This window comes from Sagittula sp. SSi028 (assembly GCF_048553715.1).
GTDB lineage: Bacteria > Pseudomonadota > Alphaproteobacteria > Rhodobacterales > Rhodobacteraceae > Sagittula.
In genome coordinates this window covers 260191-275957 of record NZ_JBLZNC010000004.1, presented here as the reverse complement: position 1 = coordinate 275957, position 15767 = coordinate 260191, and the positions used below count along the sequence as shown (strand labels likewise).

13 protein-coding genes are annotated in these 15767 nt (G+C 63.0%); 5 read left to right on the top strand and 8 right to left on the bottom strand.

Features of this window, described 5'->3' with window-relative positions; translation table 11 throughout:
* Positions 1-2: 2 nt before the first annotated feature.
* Both ACN5AZ_RS09935 and gpmI read right to left on the bottom strand, forming a co-directional pair.
* Positions 3-1106, bottom strand: coding sequence for a murein hydrolase activator EnvC family protein (locus tag ACN5AZ_RS09935; RefSeq protein WP_419428716.1), 1104 nt, complete (start codon positions 1104-1106; stop codon positions 3-5).
* Positions 1103-2611, bottom strand: a complete 1509-nt coding sequence (gene gpmI / locus ACN5AZ_RS09930) for a 2,3-bisphosphoglycerate-independent phosphoglycerate mutase (protein ID WP_419428715.1) — start codon at positions 2609-2611, stop codon at positions 1103-1105. Before gpmI ends, ACN5AZ_RS09935 begins: the two co-directional genes overlap by 4 nt.
* A 282-nt stretch (positions 2612-2893) precedes the next feature.
* On the opposite strand from gpmI, the gene ACN5AZ_RS09925 reads away from it, so the two are divergent.
* Positions 2894-3613 carry a MipA/OmpV family protein gene (locus ACN5AZ_RS09925; RefSeq protein ID WP_419428714.1) on the top strand — a complete coding sequence of 240 codons (720 nt, stop codon included), beginning with the start codon at positions 2894-2896 and terminating at the stop codon, positions 3611-3613.
* Between the two features lie 73 nt (positions 3614-3686).
* Here the strand turns inward: ACN5AZ_RS09925 and carB are convergent, their stop codons facing one another.
* The 3 genes from carB to ACN5AZ_RS09910 form a co-directional block, all read right to left on the bottom strand.
* Entirely contained in the window at positions 3687-7049 is a 3363-nt protein-coding gene (gene carB / locus ACN5AZ_RS09920; protein ID WP_419428713.1) for a carbamoyl-phosphate synthase large subunit, read from the bottom strand.
* Positions 7050-7186: 137 nt separating this feature from the next.
* Positions 7187-7501, bottom strand: a complete 315-nt coding sequence (locus ACN5AZ_RS09915) for a hypothetical protein (RefSeq protein ID WP_419428712.1) — start codon at positions 7499-7501, stop codon at positions 7187-7189.
* 162 nt (positions 7502-7663) lie between these two features.
* Complete coding sequence (locus ACN5AZ_RS09910; protein WP_419428711.1) at positions 7664-8338, bottom strand: type 1 glutamine amidotransferase domain-containing protein; 675 nt, start codon at positions 8336-8338, stop codon at positions 7664-7666.
* Positions 8339-8568: 230 nt separating this feature from the next.
* On the opposite strand from ACN5AZ_RS09910, the gene aspS reads away from it, so the two are divergent.
* Positions 8569-10350, top strand: a complete 1782-nt coding sequence (gene aspS, locus ACN5AZ_RS09905) for an aspartate--tRNA ligase (RefSeq protein ID WP_419428710.1) — start codon at positions 8569-8571, stop codon at positions 10348-10350.
* A 180-nt stretch (positions 10351-10530) separates the two neighbouring features.
* Positions 10531-11241: a hypothetical protein gene (locus ACN5AZ_RS09900; RefSeq protein ID WP_419428709.1), complete on the top strand. Its 711-nt coding sequence runs from the start codon at positions 10531-10533 to the stop codon at positions 11239-11241.
* 48 nt (positions 11242-11289) lie between these two features.
* On the opposite strand, the gene ACN5AZ_RS09895 is transcribed toward ACN5AZ_RS09900, so the two are convergent.
* Positions 11290-11529, bottom strand: a complete 240-nt coding sequence (locus ACN5AZ_RS09895) for a hypothetical protein (RefSeq protein WP_419428708.1) — start codon at positions 11527-11529, stop codon at positions 11290-11292.
* 156 nt (positions 11530-11685) lie between these two features.
* Positions 11686-12162 carry a hemerythrin domain-containing protein gene (locus ACN5AZ_RS09890; protein ID WP_419428707.1) on the bottom strand — a complete coding sequence of 159 codons (477 nt, stop codon included), beginning with the start codon at positions 12160-12162 and terminating at the stop codon, positions 11686-11688.
* A 177-nt stretch (positions 12163-12339) separates the two neighbouring features.
* Here ACN5AZ_RS09890 and ACN5AZ_RS09885 point away from each other — a divergent pair, with 177 nt between their 5' ends.
* Both ACN5AZ_RS09885 and ACN5AZ_RS09880 read left to right on the top strand, forming a co-directional pair.
* On the top strand, positions 12340-13728 hold the full coding sequence (locus ACN5AZ_RS09885) for a DUF1800 domain-containing protein (RefSeq protein ID WP_419428706.1): 1389 nt from the start codon (positions 12340-12342) through the stop codon (positions 13726-13728).
* Positions 13729-13744: 16 nt separating this feature from the next.
* Positions 13745-14947 carry a DUF1501 domain-containing protein gene (locus tag ACN5AZ_RS09880; protein WP_419428705.1) on the top strand — a complete coding sequence of 401 codons (1203 nt, stop codon included), beginning with the start codon at positions 13745-13747 and terminating at the stop codon, positions 14945-14947.
* Here ACN5AZ_RS09880 and ACN5AZ_RS09875 read toward each other — a convergent pair whose 3' ends face one another.
* A complete protein-coding gene (locus ACN5AZ_RS09875; protein ID WP_419428704.1) occupies positions 14948-15664 on the bottom strand; it encodes a response regulator in 717 nt (238 codons plus the stop codon).
* Between the last annotated feature and the right edge of the window lie 103 nt (positions 15665-15767).

Here is a 15767-nt window from a genome sequence, read left to right as displayed (position 1 = left end):
TCTCATCCCTTGTCGGTTGCGAACCACTGCAGTGGATCATTGGGCGCGTCGCCCTCTCTGACCTCTATGTAAAGCGTTTCCGAACGGCCAGCGCCACCCCCTTCACCTTGAAGTGAGGCATCGACAGGCGCGGCCATAAGCCCCACCGGGCTGCCTGCGGGCAAAACTTCGCCAATTTCGCCGTAAACCGTGTCCATTCCGGCAAACACAAACAGCACTTCGGGCGAAGGCTCCAGAATGGTGACCAGCCCGTAATCGAGCAATGGCCCGTTGTAGCGGATCGTCGCGGCGGTGGGCGTGGTGACCAAGGCGCCGGGCTGCGTGGCCAGAACGATACCGGGGCGTGCGACACCTGCGGCGTCAGGATCGCCCGCGCGGCGCAGCACCACACCGCGCACCGGCAGGGGCAGCGTGCCGCGCGCATCCTCGATCGAGGGCATCGGCGCGGGGTCATCTTCGGTGATCTGGCTCAGCCCCGAGGCAAAGCCCTGCAACGTTTCCGTCGCCGAGATCAACAGGGCGGTGCGCACGGGATCCTCGGTGAAACGCTTCGGCAGGTCGGTGCGGTCGGCCACGGCCTTGCTTAGATCGGTGCGGGCTGTCTGGACCCCTTGCAGCCCTTCGGCCAGCGTTTGTGCCGCGTTTTGCTGGATCTCGCGCAGGGCTGTGACCTCTTCAAGATCGGCGCGCAGGCTGTCGGCCTTCTGCGCCAGACCGGGGGTCACAGCGGCGACCAACATGCCCGAACGCGCGGTGCCAAGCGGCCCTTGGGGGTGGACCAAAGCCCCCGGTGTAGCACGCCCACCCATAGAGCTAAGCACCCCCAAAAGCTGGGAAATTTCCTGATCTTGCGCTGCAAGTTTGCGCGTCAGTTCGGTCTCGCGGATGGCGGCGGCGCGCAACCCGTCGCGCATCGCGGCAAGCCCGTCCTCGAAGGCGCGGATCGTGTCGGTCAATGCGGACACGCGGTCGCTCGCCCCATTTGCCCGCGACAACTGGACCGAGGCCTGCTCTAGCGCGGCGGCGGCACGGCGCGCGTCTTCGCCCGCGTCCTGTGCCAGAACAGGCGCCGCCAAAAGGGCAAACAACAGCGCAAAGCGTGTCACTGGATCAGGCTCTCCCCTGTCATTTCCTCGGGCTGTTCCAATGACATAAGCTGAAGCAAGGTCGGGGCCACATCGGCCAGACGACCGGATTTCAGCTTGGTGCCTTCGGGCGCGCCGAACAGGATCGCGGGAACAAGGTTGGTGGTATGCGCCGTGTGCGGCCCGCCGGTGACCGGATCGACCATGGTTTCGCAGTTGCCGTGATCGGCGATCACCAGCAGCGCACCTCCGGTTTGTTCCAGCTTTTCAACAACTTGACCAAGGCCATGATCAACCGCTTCGCAGGCGGCGATGGCGGCGTCAAGATCACCGGTATGCCCCACCATATCAGGGTTCGCGTAGTTCACCACGATCAGATCATAGCCGTGACCGATGGCCTCGAGAAACTTTTCCGTGACCTCTGCGGCGCTCATTTCCGGCTGCATGTCGTAGGTCGCCACCTTGGGCGACTTTGGCATGTAGCGGTCCTCATGCGGTTCGGGAGTTTCCTTCCCGCCGTTGAGGAAGAAGGTAACATGCGGATATTTCTCGGTTTCTGCCAGACGGAACTGGGTTTTGCCCTGCTTGGCCACCCATTCCCCCAAGGTGTTTACGATCTCGCGTTTCGGGAAAGCCGTGGTCATATAGCCGTTGTGGGCGTCGGAATATTCCACCATGCCCAACAGGCGGGACAGCGGTTTTTTCTCGCGTGCGAAGCCGTCAAAATCCGGCGCGCCGATGGCGGCGAGGATCTCGCGCGCGCGGTCGCCACGGAAGTTAACAAAGAACAATCCGTCGTTAACGCCTATGCCAGCGTAGTCCCCCACAGTGAAGGGAAGAACAAATTCGTCAGCAGTATCAACAGCATAGCTGGCTTTGATTCCATCGACAGCTGTGGCGTGGGTGCTGGCGCCTTGGCCCTCCATCACGGCGCGGTAGGCTTTTTCGACACGTTCCCATCGGTTGTCGCGGTCCATCGCGTAGTAACGCCCTGAAACGGTTGCGATTTTTGCGCCCTCGGGCAAGGCTGCGTCAAAGGCGGCCACTTGATCCGCAGCAGAGGTGGGCGCCACGTCGCGGCCGTCGGTGATCACATGGACCAGAACCTCAAGCCCTTGATCCACAAGCGCTTTTACCGCTGCAAGCAGGTGATCGGTATGGGCATGCACCCCCCCGTCAGAGGTCAGTCCCATCACATGCGCCTGCCCGCCTGCGGTCTTAACGGCACCGGCAAAATCCAAGATCGCCTTGTTTTCAAAGAAGCTTTTGTCCTCGATCGACAGGTCGATCTGGCCAAGGTCCATCGCCACCACGCGGCCCGCGCCAATGTTGGTATGCCCCACCTCGGAATTGCCCATCTGGCCGGTGGGCAGCCCCACATCCGGCCCGTGCGTGATCAGCGTGGCATTGGGGCATGTTGCCATAAGCCGATCAATTGTCGGGGTTTTTGCCAGCGCCGGAGCGTTGTTCGCACTGTCTTCGCGCAGGCCCCAACCGTCGAGAATGGTGAGAATGACGGGCTTCATGGGCGGCTCTCCTGAATAACTTTGATCGCGGTTTAACAGAGCCCGCAGACGATGTGGAGAGCGCAGGTGTTAACGCCCCGACCGATGCCTTAACCCTGCCCGATTAACCACATCTTTACCTGCGAACCGACCGGTTCGGCGCAAAAACCGGCCGGTTGTTAACCCCCGTCGCGCGAACGTGAGCGCGGGATCGCCCAAAGCAGCGTTTTGCCGCCGATTCCCCCTAGCGCGCGGCCCAAGCCGTGCTAGATGGCGGACAAACGCATTCAAAGGAGCCCGCCCATGCGCATCGCCCTGCCGCTGGTGCTGATCGCCAGCACGACCCCCGCCTTTGCCGCCGACCTTGCCTTTGAGCTGGGTCTGGGTGCCAAGGCCGCCCCCGCCTATGAAGGGTCCGACGAATACCTGACCGGCCCCACCGGCACCGGCGCTGTGACGGGTCTGAACCTGCTGGGCCTGACCGTGGATCGCGGCGACGAGCTGGGCTTTGGCTTCGGCCCGTCCTTCCGCTACCTCGCGGAACGCGATGCCGACGAATACGACCGGCTGGAGGGGATCGACGATGTCGACGCCGCGCTGGAACTGGGTGGCCGGATTTCCTATCGCTGGGACAATGTCGAAGTCTGGGGCGCGGTCCGCAAGGGTGTGACCGGCCATGACGGCGTTGTGGGCGATATTGGCTCGGACATGATCCGCACCTATGGCCAGAACACCGAAGTCCGCTTTGGCCCGCGTCTGGCCTTTGCCGACGAAGAATATATGGACACCTATTTCAACGTGCCCGCAGGCGCGTCGCTGGCGGAATACAATGGCGACGGCGGCCTGTACAAAGCCGGTCTGGAAATGACCGTGCGCCATGATTTCAACGACGCCTGGGCGGTCGAAGGCTCGCTGGGCTGGACCCGTCTTGTGGGCGATGCGGGCGACAGCCCCGTGGTCGAGAACGAGGACGCAGGCACCGTCAGCATCATGGCGATCCGTAAATTCGACTGGTCCTGGTAAGCTTTCAGTCATCTGAATGAAGAAGGGCGGCACCGAGAGATCGGGCCGCCCTTTTTGTTTGTCTCAGCTGCGCTTACCCCTGCAACGACTTCACCACCAGTTCGCCCTCTTCACGGGCTTTCATGGCGAGGGCTGCGGCGTGGGCGCCGGCGGCGGTCGTGAAATACGGGATCTTGTCGTACAGCGCGACGGAGCGCATTTCCCGCGAATCCGACACAGAGGCCGCGCCTTCGGTGGTGTTCAGCACCAGTTGGATGCCGCCGTCCTTCATGATGTCGACGATGTTCGGGCGGCCTTCGTAGACCTTTTTGACCGTGTCACAGGCGATGCCCGCACCGGACAGGAAGGACGCGGTGCCGCCCGTGGCCACCAGTTTGAAGCCGAGATCGGACAGGGTCTGTGCCGCCTCGGTCATCAGCGGGGTCTTGTCCTCGTCCTTGATGGAGATGAAGACCGTGCCTTCGGTGGGCAGATGCGTGCCTGCGCCCATCTGTGCCTTCAGGAAGGCGCGGGGGAAGGAACGATCCCAGCCCATGACCTCGCCGGTGGAGCGCATTTCCGGGCCAAGCAGCGTGTCGACGCCGGGGAAGCGGGCGAAGGGCAGCACCGCCTCTTTGACGGAGAACCACGGCATGTTCGGATCGGCCAGCGTCATCGGATCAGCCATCGGCACGTCGGTGTCGTAGTCGGTCGCTTCGGCGTGGGCTTCGCGCATCGGGAAGGCAGAGAGCTTTTCACCGGCCATCAGGCGCGCGGCAATCGACGCGATGGCGCTGTCGGTGGCCTTGGCCACAAAGGGCACGGTGCGCGAGGCGCGCGGGTTGACCTCGATCAGGTAGATCTCGTTATCCTTGATCGCGAACTGCACGTTCATCAGGCCGACCACGTTGAGCGCGCGGGCCAGCGCCACGGTCTGGCGTTCGATTTCATCAAGCAGGTCACGCGACAGCGAATAGGGCGGCAGCGAGCAGGCAGAGTCGCCGGAGTGCACGCCCGCCTCTTCGATGTGCTGCATGATGCCCGCCACATGCACGTCGGTGCCATCACACAGCGCGTCCACGTCGAGCTCGGTCGCGCCGGACAGGTAGCTGTCGAGCAGCACGGGGCTGTCGCCGGAGACCACAACCGCCTCGGCGATGTAGCGTTTCAGCTGGTCCATATCGCGCACGATTTCCATGGCGCGGCCACCCAGAACGTAAGACGGGCGGATCACCAGCGGGAAGCCGATTTTCGCCGCGATCTCAAGTGCTTCGGCGTCGGTGGAGGCGATGCCGTTCTTCGGCTGCTTCAGGCCCAGATCATTGACGAGGTTCAGGAAACGGTCGCGGTCTTCGGCCAGATCGATGCTGTCGGGCGAGGTGCCGAGGATCGGGATGCCCTCTTCCTCCAGCGCGTTGGCGAGCTTCAGCGGGGTCTGGCCGCCGAACTGAACGATCACGCCGTGCAGCGTGCCGTTGGCCTGTTCCACACGCAGGATTTCCATGACGTGTTCAAAGGTCAGCGGCTCGAAATACAGACGGTCCGAGGTGTCATAGTCGGTCGACACGGTCTCGGGGTTGCAGTTGATCATGATGGTCTCGTAGCCCTGATCGGACAGCGAGAAACAGGCATGACAGCAGCAGTAGTCGAATTCGATGCCCTGCCCGATCCGGTTCGGACCACCACCCAGCACGACCACCTTTTTGCGGTCCGAAGCACGCGCCTCGCATTCGACCTCGCCCATCATGGGCTCTTCGTAGGTGGAGTACATGTAGGGGGTCTGCGCCTCGAATTCGGCGGCACAGGTGTCGATGCGTTTGAACACAGCATTGACGCCGAGGTTCTGACGGGCGCGGCGGACCTGACCTTCGGTGCGGCCGGTGAGTTCGGCCAGACGGGCGTCGGTGAAGCCGAGCATCTTCAGCTCGCGCAGCGCGTCTTCGGTGACGGGCAGACCGTTCTTGCGGATCTCTGCCTCGGCCTCGACGATTTCGCGCAGACGGTCGAGGAACCACGGATCATAGGACGTGACGCCCTGGATCTCGTCGTTGGACAGACCGTGACGCATGGCTTGGGCGATGGTGCGCAGACGGTCGGGGGTTGCCTCGGACAGCGCCTTGACCACGGCGGCCTTGCCATCGCTGCCGACGGCTTCCCACGGGCCTTCCTTCAGGCCGGGGATGGCCACCTCGTTGAAGCCGGTCAGGCCGGATTCCATCGAGGCCAGAGCCTTTTGCATGGATTCGTGAATGGTGCGGCCAATGGCCATTGCCTCGCCCACGGATTTCATCGCGGTGGTCAGATAAGGCTGCGAGCCGGGGAATTTCTCGAAGGCGAATTTCGGGATCTTGGTGACGACATAGTCAATGGTCGGCTCAAACGAGGCAGGCGTGACCTTGGTGATGTCGTTGTCCAACTCATCCAGCGTGTAGCCCACCGCCAGTTTCGCCGCGATTTTCGCAATCGGGAAGCCGGTCGCCTTGGACGCCAGTGCAGACGAACGCGACACGCGGGGGTTCATCTCGATCACGACCATACGGCCGTTTTCCGGGTTCACCGCCCATTGCACGTTGGAGCCGCCGGTTTCGACACCGATTTCACGCAGCACGGCAATCGAGGCCGTGCGCATCATCTGGTATTCCTTGTCGGTCAGGGTCAACGCGGGCGCGACGGTGATGCTGTCACCGGTGTGCACGCCCATGGGATCGACGTTTTCGATGGAGCAGACGATGATCGCGTTGTCCGCTTTGTCGCGGACGACTTCCATCTCGTATTCTTTCCAGCCCAGCAGGGATTCATCCACAAGGATCTGACCCACTGGCGAGGCATCCATGCCCGAGCGGCAGTAGTGGATGTAATCCTCGCGGTTGTAGGCCACGCCGCCGCCGGTGCCGCCAAGGGTAAAGGCAGGACGGATGATCGCGGGCAGACCGATGTGCTCCAGCGTTTCCAGCGCCATTTTCACACCGGCCTCAAGGTCGCGCTTGCCGTTGTCCAGCTTCGGCGCGGTAACGATTTCCGCCTTGGGGTTTTCGAGGCCGAGACGGTCCATCGCCTCGCGGAACAGCTTGCGGTCTTCGGCCATCTCGATGGCCTCACGCTTGGCGCCGATCATCTCGACATTGTATTTCGCCAGCACGCCCATTTCTTCAAGCGCGAGAGAGGTGTTCAGGCCGGTTTGCCCGCCCATGGTCGGCAGCAGCGCGTCGGGGCGTTCTTTTTCGATGATCTTGGCAACAACTTCGGGCGTGATCGGTTCGATGTAGGTGGCGTCGGCGAGACCCGGATCGGTCATGATCGTCGCAGGGTTCGAGTTCACCAGAATGACCCGGTAGCCTTCTTCGCGCAGCGCCTTACAGGCCTGAGCACCGGAGTAGTCGAATTCGCAGGCCTGTCCGATCACAATGGGACCGGCGCCGATGATCATGATGGATTTGATATCGGTACGTTTGGGCATGGGCAGACCTCTTGAAACAGCGCGGCGGGACAGAGGGCGGTGACTCGGCCAACGCCCAAATTGTCCTGCGTTATAGAGATCAAAAGGTGGGGTTCAACCCCTCAAAAGCCGCTTGTTTGTCGCGCCCTTCCCGCAGGTCAGCCGCGGCCCAGCAAACGCGCCAGAAACCCGCGCCGCCGTGGCGGATGGGGCAGCGGCGGATCGGCGGGGGCGAGATCCTCGAACATATGCGCGGGCACGCGGGACAGGTGGGCCTGGGGTTTGGCGGGCGGAGGTGTCGGTGTGACGCGCAGCGAGGCGCAGGCCGCATTGCGATGCGCGCGGCTTTCGGCGTCAGTCATCCGGTCGAACCTGTCCGCCTCGGCCACAAGGTCATGGATCAGATGCACCGTGTCGTCGGTCAGCGGCTTTCCGGGACGCCCTTCAATCGGGCGGGCTGGCGTGGGTTTCATGGCGGCCCCCATGTTTATATGCAAAGGTTTAATCTAATTTATACTTTCGAGTAGGTTTTGAATGTGGCGATAATGTGGCGTGCGCCTGTGGACCGGCGCAGGAGGCAAAAAGGGAGACGGATCAACCGCCTCCCTTGTAAATGTGCAACGCTTTGGGCGTGATCAGACCAGTTTCAGCAGTTCCTTGGCCGCCTCTTCCGAGGACGCGGGGTTCTGGCCGGTGACCAGCTTGCCATCGACCACGGTGTAGGCTGCGAAATCATCGGCCTTGGAGTAGCTGCCGCCGCGTTCCTTCAGCATATCCTCGACAAGGAAAGGCACAACATTCGTCAAGCCAACGGCCTCTTCCTCGCCGTTGGTGAAACCGGTGACCTTGCGGCCTTTGACCAGCCATTCGGTGTCTGTGCCGCGCACATTGCGCAGAACGCCCGGCGCGTGACAGACCAGCCCCACGGGGCGGTCGTCGTTCAGCGTGCGTTCGATCAGCGCGATGGAATGGGCGTCCTCGGCCAGATCCCACAGCGGGCCGTGGCCGCCGGGGTAGAACACCGCATCAAACGCGTCATGGGTCACGTCGGACAGCTTGCGCGTGGTGGCCAACGCCTGCTGTGCGTCGGCGTCGCCCTTGAACCGGCGGGTGGCGTCGGTCTGGCTGTCCTCGGCATCGGACTTCGGGTCCAGCGGCGGCTGCCCACCGGCGGGAGAGGCCAGCGTGATCTCGGCGCCTGCGTCCTTGAAGACGTAATACGGCGCGGCGAATTCCTCGAGCCAGAAGCCGGTCTTTTCGCCGGTATCGCCCAGTTTGTCATGCGAGGTGAGCACCATCAGAATCTTCATCGGATCGTCCTTTTGTTAATGTCTCGCCGCAGGGCGCACCTGCCGCGTCGGCACATCAACACGCGGGCGCGGACTTGCGTTCCATCCTTTGAATTTGCGAAATTTCACAGGCATCGTGCGGAAAACCCCCTTGTCGTGGGGGCGCTGGACCCTTAGGCGGGTTGACTTTGACCGCGCGGGACGGTGTATCCGCCAGTGACTTTGCCATTCCCTTTATAAGGTGAGAGACCATGCACGCCTATCGCAGCCATACCTGTGTTGACCTGACCCGGGCCAACGTCGGTGACACCGTTCGCCTGTCCGGTTGGGTTCATCGGATCCGCGATCACGGCGGCATTCTGTTCATCGACCTGCGCGACCACTACGGCACCACGCAGGTGCTGTGCGATCCCGACAGCCCCGTGTTCACCCAGATGGAAAAAGTGCGGTCGGAATGGTGCATCCGCATCGACGGCAACGTCAAAGCCCGCGATCCCGAACTGGTGAACCCCAAGCTGCCCACCGGCGAGATCGAAGTCTTTGTGCGTGATCTTGAGGTGCTGGGCAAAGCGGACGAGCTGCCGCTGCTGGTCTTTGGTGATCAGGAATACCCAGAAGAGACGCGGCTGAAGTACCGCTATCTCGACCTGCGCCGCGAGGCGATGCAGAAGAACATGACCCTGCGCTCCGATGTTGTGGCGTCGATGCGGCGTCGTATGTGGGACAAAGGGTTCAAGGAATTCCAGACGCCGATCATCACCGCGTCCTCGCCCGAAGGGGCGCGCGACTTCCTTGTGCCGTCGCGTCTGCATCCGGGCAAGTTCTACGCGCTGCCGCAGGCGCCGCAGCAGTTCAAGCAGCTGATCATGGTGTCGGGCTTTGACAAGTATTTCCAGATCGCGCCCTGCTTCCGCGACGAGGACCCGCGCGCCGACCGCTCGCCCACCGACTTCTACCAGCTCGACCTTGAGATGTCGTTCGTCGAACAGCAGGACGTGTTCGACACCATCGCGCCCGTGTTGGCCGGTGTGTTCGAGGAATTCGGCGGCGGCAAGACCGTGGATGCGCCCGACACATGGCCGCAGATCCCCTACAAAGAGGCGGCGCTGAAATACGGCACAGACAAGCCCGACCTGCGCAACCCCATTGAGATGCAGGACGTGTCCGAACACTTCCGCGGCTCCGGCTTTGCGATCTTTGCCAAGCTGCTCGAACAAGATGGCACCGAGATCCGCGCCATCCCCGCGCCGACAGGCGGCAGCCGCAAATTCTGTGACCGGATGAATTCCTGGGCGCAGAAAGAGGGTCTGCCGGGCATGGGCTATATCTTCTGGCGCGATCAGGGCGAGGGCATGGAAGCCGCCGGTCCGCTGGCCAAGAACATCGGCCCCGAGCGCACCGAGGCGATCCGCGAGCAGCTGGGTCTGGGCGTGGGCGACGCGGCCTTCTTCCTTGGCGGCAAACCGGCCTCCTTCCAGAAGGTCGCGGGCAAGGCGCGCGACGTGCTGGGCCACGAGCTGAAGCTGATCGACGAGAACCGCTTTGCCTTTGCGTGGATCGTGGACTTCCCGATCTACGAGCAGGACGAGGAAACCGGCGCCATTGATTTCGAGCACAACCCCTTCTCCATGCCGCAGGGCGGGATGGATGCGCTGAACGGCGATCCGCTGGCGGTGAAGGGCTACCAGTACGATCTGGCCTGTAACGGCTACGAGCTGGTGTCGGGCGCGATCCGCAACCACCAGCCCGACCTGATGCTGAAAGCGTTCGAGATCGCGGGCTATGGCGCCGACGAGGTGAAGAACCGCTTTGGTGCGCTGTTCAACGCCTTCCACTACGGCGCGCCGCCGCACGGTGGCTGTGCTGCGGGCATCGACCGCATCACCATGCTGCTGGCGGGCACGTCGAACATCCGCGAGGTCATCATGTTCCCGATGAACCAGCGTGCCGAAGACCTGATGATGAACGCGCCGTCCGATCCGACGAGCGATCAGCTGATGGAGCTGGGCCTGCGGGTGATCCCGCAAGACTAAGTTTCACCAAAACTTCACAATCAGGGGGCGCCTTTCGGGGCGCCCTTTTCGCGTTCACGGCCAAGTGGTTGACTCCGCAACCCACTGGTATGGTGGGGATTTTCGCCGATTCGTTCAACTACGCGTGATTGCCGCCTTGCGTCCCTTGTGCGGACACCGCATCGGTCTAGGTGTCATAAAATGTACACATATCCCCGAATCAACACTCTGCTGATGGTGCTTTTGGCCATCCTGATGACCGCGACCGTTGTGATCGCGATCGCTGCGCCGGACTACTTCAGCGACACCTTTGCCGCCGAAGATCGTCTGGTCGAATACGGCACCTCGGTCTTTTTGCTGTTTGGTGCCATTGCTCTGACCTATCGCGCGGTTGCCGGTGCGCCGCGCGCGGGTCTTCGGTTTGCCATTCTGTCCGGCTTGTATGCCGCGCTGTTCTTTTTCGCCTCCGGCGAGGAGATTTCGTGGGGACAGCGGATTTTCGGCTTGGAAACGACCGGAATCTTTCTGGAACACAACGACCAGCAAGAGCTGACGCTGCACAACATGGTGGTTGGCGGGGTCAAGCTGGACGAGGTGATCTTTGGCAACCTGCTGTCTGTGGTTCTGCTGAGCTATCTGATCGTGCTGCCGCTGCTGTGGTCGCGTGCCGCATGGGTGCGTGGTCTGGCGGATTGGCTGGCGGTGCCAGTGCCGCAAAAGCATCACATGGTGGCGACGCTGGTGACATCCATTGTGATTGGCGTGCTAACCGTCAGCCGCAAATGGGAGGTCTACGAACTGGCCTTTGCCCTGATCGCGCTGGGGATTTTCATCAACCCGCGCAATCCGTATTTCCCGACGCGCAAGACGCCCGATGTGGCGCATGACGCGCTGGGGCATCTGGCGGAATAGGCTGCGGCAACTCTGGTTTCGGGGCGTCCTTCGGGGCGCCCTTTTTGTTTAGCGCGCGGCGACCAGATCGGTGCCGATCACATCAGGGCCCACAAGGTAAACAGACGCGGCCATCGCCAGAGCGGAGCAGCACACAATGGCGGCACGGGCGGCATCATCGCGGCGTTCGGCAACATCATCGCCACGGGTGCGGCGAACCACGCGTTTGACCAGCAATTTCAGGGCGGTCAGCGGCAGGATCATCGACATGATCGCGGCGGCCATCATCACAGCTGCATCAGTTGCCATGGTCGTCTCTCCGTTTTGAGTGCCCTCTTATGGTTAACAAATAATGTGTCCGAAAACGGACATGGCCGTGGCGAGTTAACGATTAGTTAAGGCATCAAAACGACAAACGCCGCCCTCGGGACAAGGGCGGCGCGTCCTCTGCGGCGGATGCACAGATCAATCTTCGAGCGAATCCTCTTTCTTTTCCTCGATCAGGCCGGCTTCTTCCTCTTTGCGCTGCAAGAAGCGTTCGCCGTAGCCTTTGATCTCGGACTCCTTGATCACCTCTTTGGCGCGGGAGAACACCTCGTCCTCTTCCTCGTCCACGTGGTGCAGATAATCATGCTGCAAGGTTTTGAATTTGTTGAGCCAACCGGAGGACGCCATGTCCATCTCGTTGAGCTCTTCCATCAGATCGTCGAGCTGCTGGTGTTCGTGGACCGAATGGCGGGCGCTGTCCTGACCCCAGGTTTTCGAGATCAATTTGGCGTAAAACGTCTCTTCTTCGGCGGCTGCGTGGGCTTTGACATCGTGGTAGAATTCATCCCACGCGGCCTTGCGCGCGTCCGATGCGCCAGTGGTGTCCTCGATTGTGGACAGCAGTTCGCGGTGGCGGTCGTGGTCGGCTTTGATGGCGGTATAGATGTCTGTCATGGTCTCCCCCATTTGGCTGGCAGAGGCGCGATACCGCCCCGCTGACGCGCACCCGTGGCGCGATCAGATCCTTAACGCTGCGGCACGCGCAGGGTTCCGCCGCCCGCAAACTTTCCCTGTGGCGATGGCGGCGCAGGCTGTACACTGTCGCCAGACGCAGTGACCAAGAGACCGCCAATGGCCTTTGATCCCACGATTGCAGACACGCGGTTTGGCTGTGGCCTGTCGCCCCGTATCGCCCCGCCCTCCAGCGTGGACGACATGCTTGACGGTGTGACAGGGCCGGATGCGATGGCGGCGGCCTTCCCCATCGAGGGGTTTGACGATTTCCGTCAGCGCATGGTGGCCAAACAGGCGCTGGAGAAACAGCGGCGCAAAATCCGCAACACGCCCGAGGGTCAGGTTCTGACCAAGGAGATCAAGCTGTTGCAGCGCGATGCGCGCGAGGAGTCGATGCAATGGATGGCCGCGCATATTCTGCGGCGGGTGAACACGCAGACGCCGCTGCGCGAACGGCTGGTGTTTTTCTGGGCCGATCATTTCACCGCCACCGGCAAGGCGGGAATTATACGCCGCGGCACCTCGCCCTATATGCAAAGCGCGCTGCGGCCCCTGATTGCGGGGCGGTTCGAGGATCTGCTGGTGGCGGCGGTCACGCATCCGCTGATGCAGCAATACCTTGACCAGCATATCTCCTCGGGGCCGAATGCGCCGTTCACGCAGGGCAAACCGGCCAAGCGCGGCATGAACGAAAACCTCGCCCGCGAGATACTGGAGCTGCACACGTTGGGCGCCGATGGCCCCTATACCCAAGACGACGTGCGCGAGCTGGCCGAGCTGCTGACGGGGCTGACTTTTGACGCGAAATCGGGGCGCAAGTTTCGCAAGAATATGGCAGAGCCGGGCGCCGAAACCGTTCTGGGGCAAAGCTACGGCGGGGACGGTGCCGCCCATATCCGCGACATCGAGGCGGCGCTGCGCGATATCGCCAACCACCCCGCCGTGGCCGATCACATGGCGTGGAAGCTGGCGGTGCATTTTCTGTCCGATCAGCCTCCGCCGGACTTGGTGGCGGCGGTGGCTGCGGCGTGGCGCGAATCAGCAGGTGATCTGCCGACGGTCTATGCAGCCTTGCTGAATCACCCTGCCGCTTGGACGCCGGGGCGGCGCAACGTGAAACCACCGTTCGATTTTATCGCCTCCGCCTGTCGGGCCTTGGATATGTCTGCAGCCGCGCTGACAGAGCTGCGCGAGAACCCGTTTCGCCAGCGGTTCGTGCTGCCCATGCGGCACATGGGGCACACGTGGCAAAAGCCCGATGGCCCCGACGGGCTGCCCGAGGAAGACAGCGCATGGATCACGCCGCAGGCCATGGCCGCGCGATTGCAGTGGGCAGTGACCATGCCGCAGATGTTGATGCCCGCCCTGCCCGATCCGCGCCGTTTTGTGGATGTGGCGCTGGGGCCGGATGTGCCGGAGGCGGTGCGCTTTGCCGCCGGTGCCGCCGAAAGCGTGGCCGACGGCGTCGGGCTGGTTCTGGCCAGCCCCGCCTTTCAACGGGTGTGACCCAAAGGATGCCGAAATGATGGATCGACGCGGATTTCTGAACGGGGTGATCGGCTGCTCGCTGGCGGCCTCGCCCTTGGTCACGCCGCTGAGCTTTGCCTCGGTGCCCGGTCAGGGGCGGCTGGTGGTGATCTTATTGCGTGGCGGCATGGACGGGCTGGGCACGGTGGCGCCGGTGGGCGATCCCGGTTTCGCCACCCTGCGTGGCACACCCGGCGATCTGATCGCGCTGGATGGCGGGATGTGGGCGGCGCATCGCGGGCTGGAGCGGTTGATGCCGCTGTGGCAGGCGGGAGAGCTGTCTTTTGTGCATGCGGTGTCGACCCCGTACAGGGACAAACGCAGCCATTTCGACGGGCAGGATCTTTTGGAGGCGGGCGGCGACGGGCCCGGTGGTCCGCGTGACGGATGGCTGAACCGCATGGCCGGCCTGCTGCCCAATGTCACGGCGCAATCGACATATGCGTTGGGCAACGGGCCGCTGGCCATTGCAAGCGGGGCGCAACCGATCACCCGTTGGTCGCCGGATTCGGATCTGGCGCTGTCGCCGCAGGCCATGCGGCTGGCGCATTTGATCATGGCCGACGATCCCGCCATGGCCGACGCTCTGGCGCGGGCCTTTGATCTGGCGGACAGCGACGGCGATGCGGTGGCCATGATCGGCGGGGCCGAGGCCGCCATGGACGAGATGATGGCCGATATGAAAGCCACCCGAGGCCGCAGCCAGACGCAACGCGTGGCAGAGTTCGCGGGCAAAAAGCTGCGCAAGGAGGCCTCGGTCGCCTGTTTCAGCATCAATGGCTGGGACAGTCACGCGCAACAGGATCGCGTGCTGGGCCGTGCGCTGGACGAACTGGCCACGGCAATGCTGACGCTCAAGGAATTTATGGGCGACAAGAACTGGCAAAGCACGGTGGTCGCCGCGGTCACCGAATTCGGGCGGACCGCGCGGATCAACGGCACGGGCGGCACCGATCACGGCACCGGCGGGGCGATGATCCTTGGCGGAGGCGCGCTAAAGGGCGGGCGTGTGATCACCGACTGGCCCGGTCTGGCGCGCGCGGATCTGTATGCGGGGCGCGACCTGATGCCCACACGCGATCTGCGCGCCCATCTGGGATGGCTGATCCGTGGGCTGTACGGGCTGAGCGTCAGCGACATCGAGCAGGTGGTGTTTCCGGGGGTCGAGCTGGGCGCCGACCCCGGCCTGCTGGGCTGATCACATGGCCATGCGGTCGGCCAGACGGTCCTGCACAAGGGCGGCCACACGGGCCAGCCCGCTTTGGGTGGGGCGGCCATCGCGGCGGGCATTGGCAAGCTCCTCTGCCGCTTTTTGCAGCGCACCGTCGCCCGCGCTGCGCGCCACGCCGGCCAGAAACTGCGTCACATAGGCCATGCTGAGCTCGCTGTCGCGATCGTCGAGCACATCCGCCGCATGGGCCATGTCATCGCGGTAGGCCATCGGGTCGGGCAGAATCGGATCGTCGGCCACCAGACGCGGGCCGCTGGGCTGGCGTTCCGGCGGCAGGCCGGAGAGCACCGCATTCTGGAAGGCGGCGAGCGAGGTCACGGGCTTGCCCAGAAAGACATCGGCCCCGGCGGCCAGCGCCACATCCTCGGCAAATGTGTCGCCAGAGCAGCCGATGATCACATCGACGCGCGGATTGGCCACGGTGAGTTCGGAAATCAGATCCGCGCCGCTGCCGTCGGGCAGGCCCAGATCCACCACCACCGCCGAGGGGCGATAAACCTGCAAATGGCGGCGCGCGGATTTCAGGCAGTCGGCACGGCGGATGCGCGCACCGGAGCGCAGGCAAAGCAGCCGCATGGCATCACAGGAGTAGCGGCTGTCTTCGACAACCAGAACGGTCAGCCCGAGCAGCGGGCGGCTGGCCGTGGGCCGCAGATGCGCGGCGAGTTGAGCATTTTTATCCATTGGTCCCTCCAGGCAAAAGGACTCGGGCGAGTCGCAAGCATGATGCGGGGAGCAGGGTGAAGAAGGCGTTAAGCTTAACAGAACGGTGTAAATCTGTCGTCCG

What these genes read in the sequence shown, in the direction of transcription:
- ACN5AZ_RS09880 (WP_419428705.1), top strand. Translation starts at nt 13,745, where the DNA reads ATGATGGATCGACGCGGATTTCTGAACGGGGTGATCGGCTGCTCGCTG.
- ACN5AZ_RS09910 (WP_419428711.1), bottom strand. Translation starts at nt 8,338, where the DNA reads ATGAAGATTCTGATGGTGCTCACCTCGCATGACAAACTGGGCGATACC.
- aspS (WP_419428710.1), top strand. Translation starts at nt 8,569, where the DNA reads ATGCACGCCTATCGCAGCCATACCTGTGTTGACCTGACCCGGGCCAAC.
- ACN5AZ_RS09885 (WP_419428706.1), top strand. Translation starts at nt 12,340, where the DNA reads ATGGCCTTTGATCCCACGATTGCAGACACGCGGTTTGGCTGTGGCCTG.
- carB (WP_419428713.1), bottom strand. Translation starts at nt 7,049, where the DNA reads ATGCCCAAACGTACCGATATCAAATCCATCATGATCATCGGCGCCGGT.
- ACN5AZ_RS09875 (WP_419428704.1), bottom strand. Translation starts at nt 15,664, where the DNA reads ATGGATAAAAATGCTCAACTCGCCGCGCATCTGCGGCCCACGGCCAGC.
- ACN5AZ_RS09900 (WP_419428709.1), top strand. Translation starts at nt 10,531, where the DNA reads ATGTACACATATCCCCGAATCAACACTCTGCTGATGGTGCTTTTGGCC.
- ACN5AZ_RS09915 (WP_419428712.1), bottom strand. Translation starts at nt 7,501, where the DNA reads ATGAAACCCACGCCAGCCCGCCCGATTGAAGGGCGTCCCGGAAAGCCG.
- ACN5AZ_RS09895 (WP_419428708.1), bottom strand. Translation starts at nt 11,529, where the DNA reads ATGGCAACTGATGCAGCTGTGATGATGGCCGCCGCGATCATGTCGATG.
- gpmI (WP_419428715.1), bottom strand. Translation starts at nt 2,611, where the DNA reads ATGAAGCCCGTCATTCTCACCATTCTCGACGGTTGGGGCCTGCGCGAA.
- ACN5AZ_RS09925 (WP_419428714.1), top strand. Translation starts at nt 2,894, where the DNA reads ATGCGCATCGCCCTGCCGCTGGTGCTGATCGCCAGCACGACCCCCGCC.
- ACN5AZ_RS09890 (WP_419428707.1), bottom strand. Translation starts at nt 12,162, where the DNA reads ATGACAGACATCTATACCGCCATCAAAGCCGACCACGACCGCCACCGC.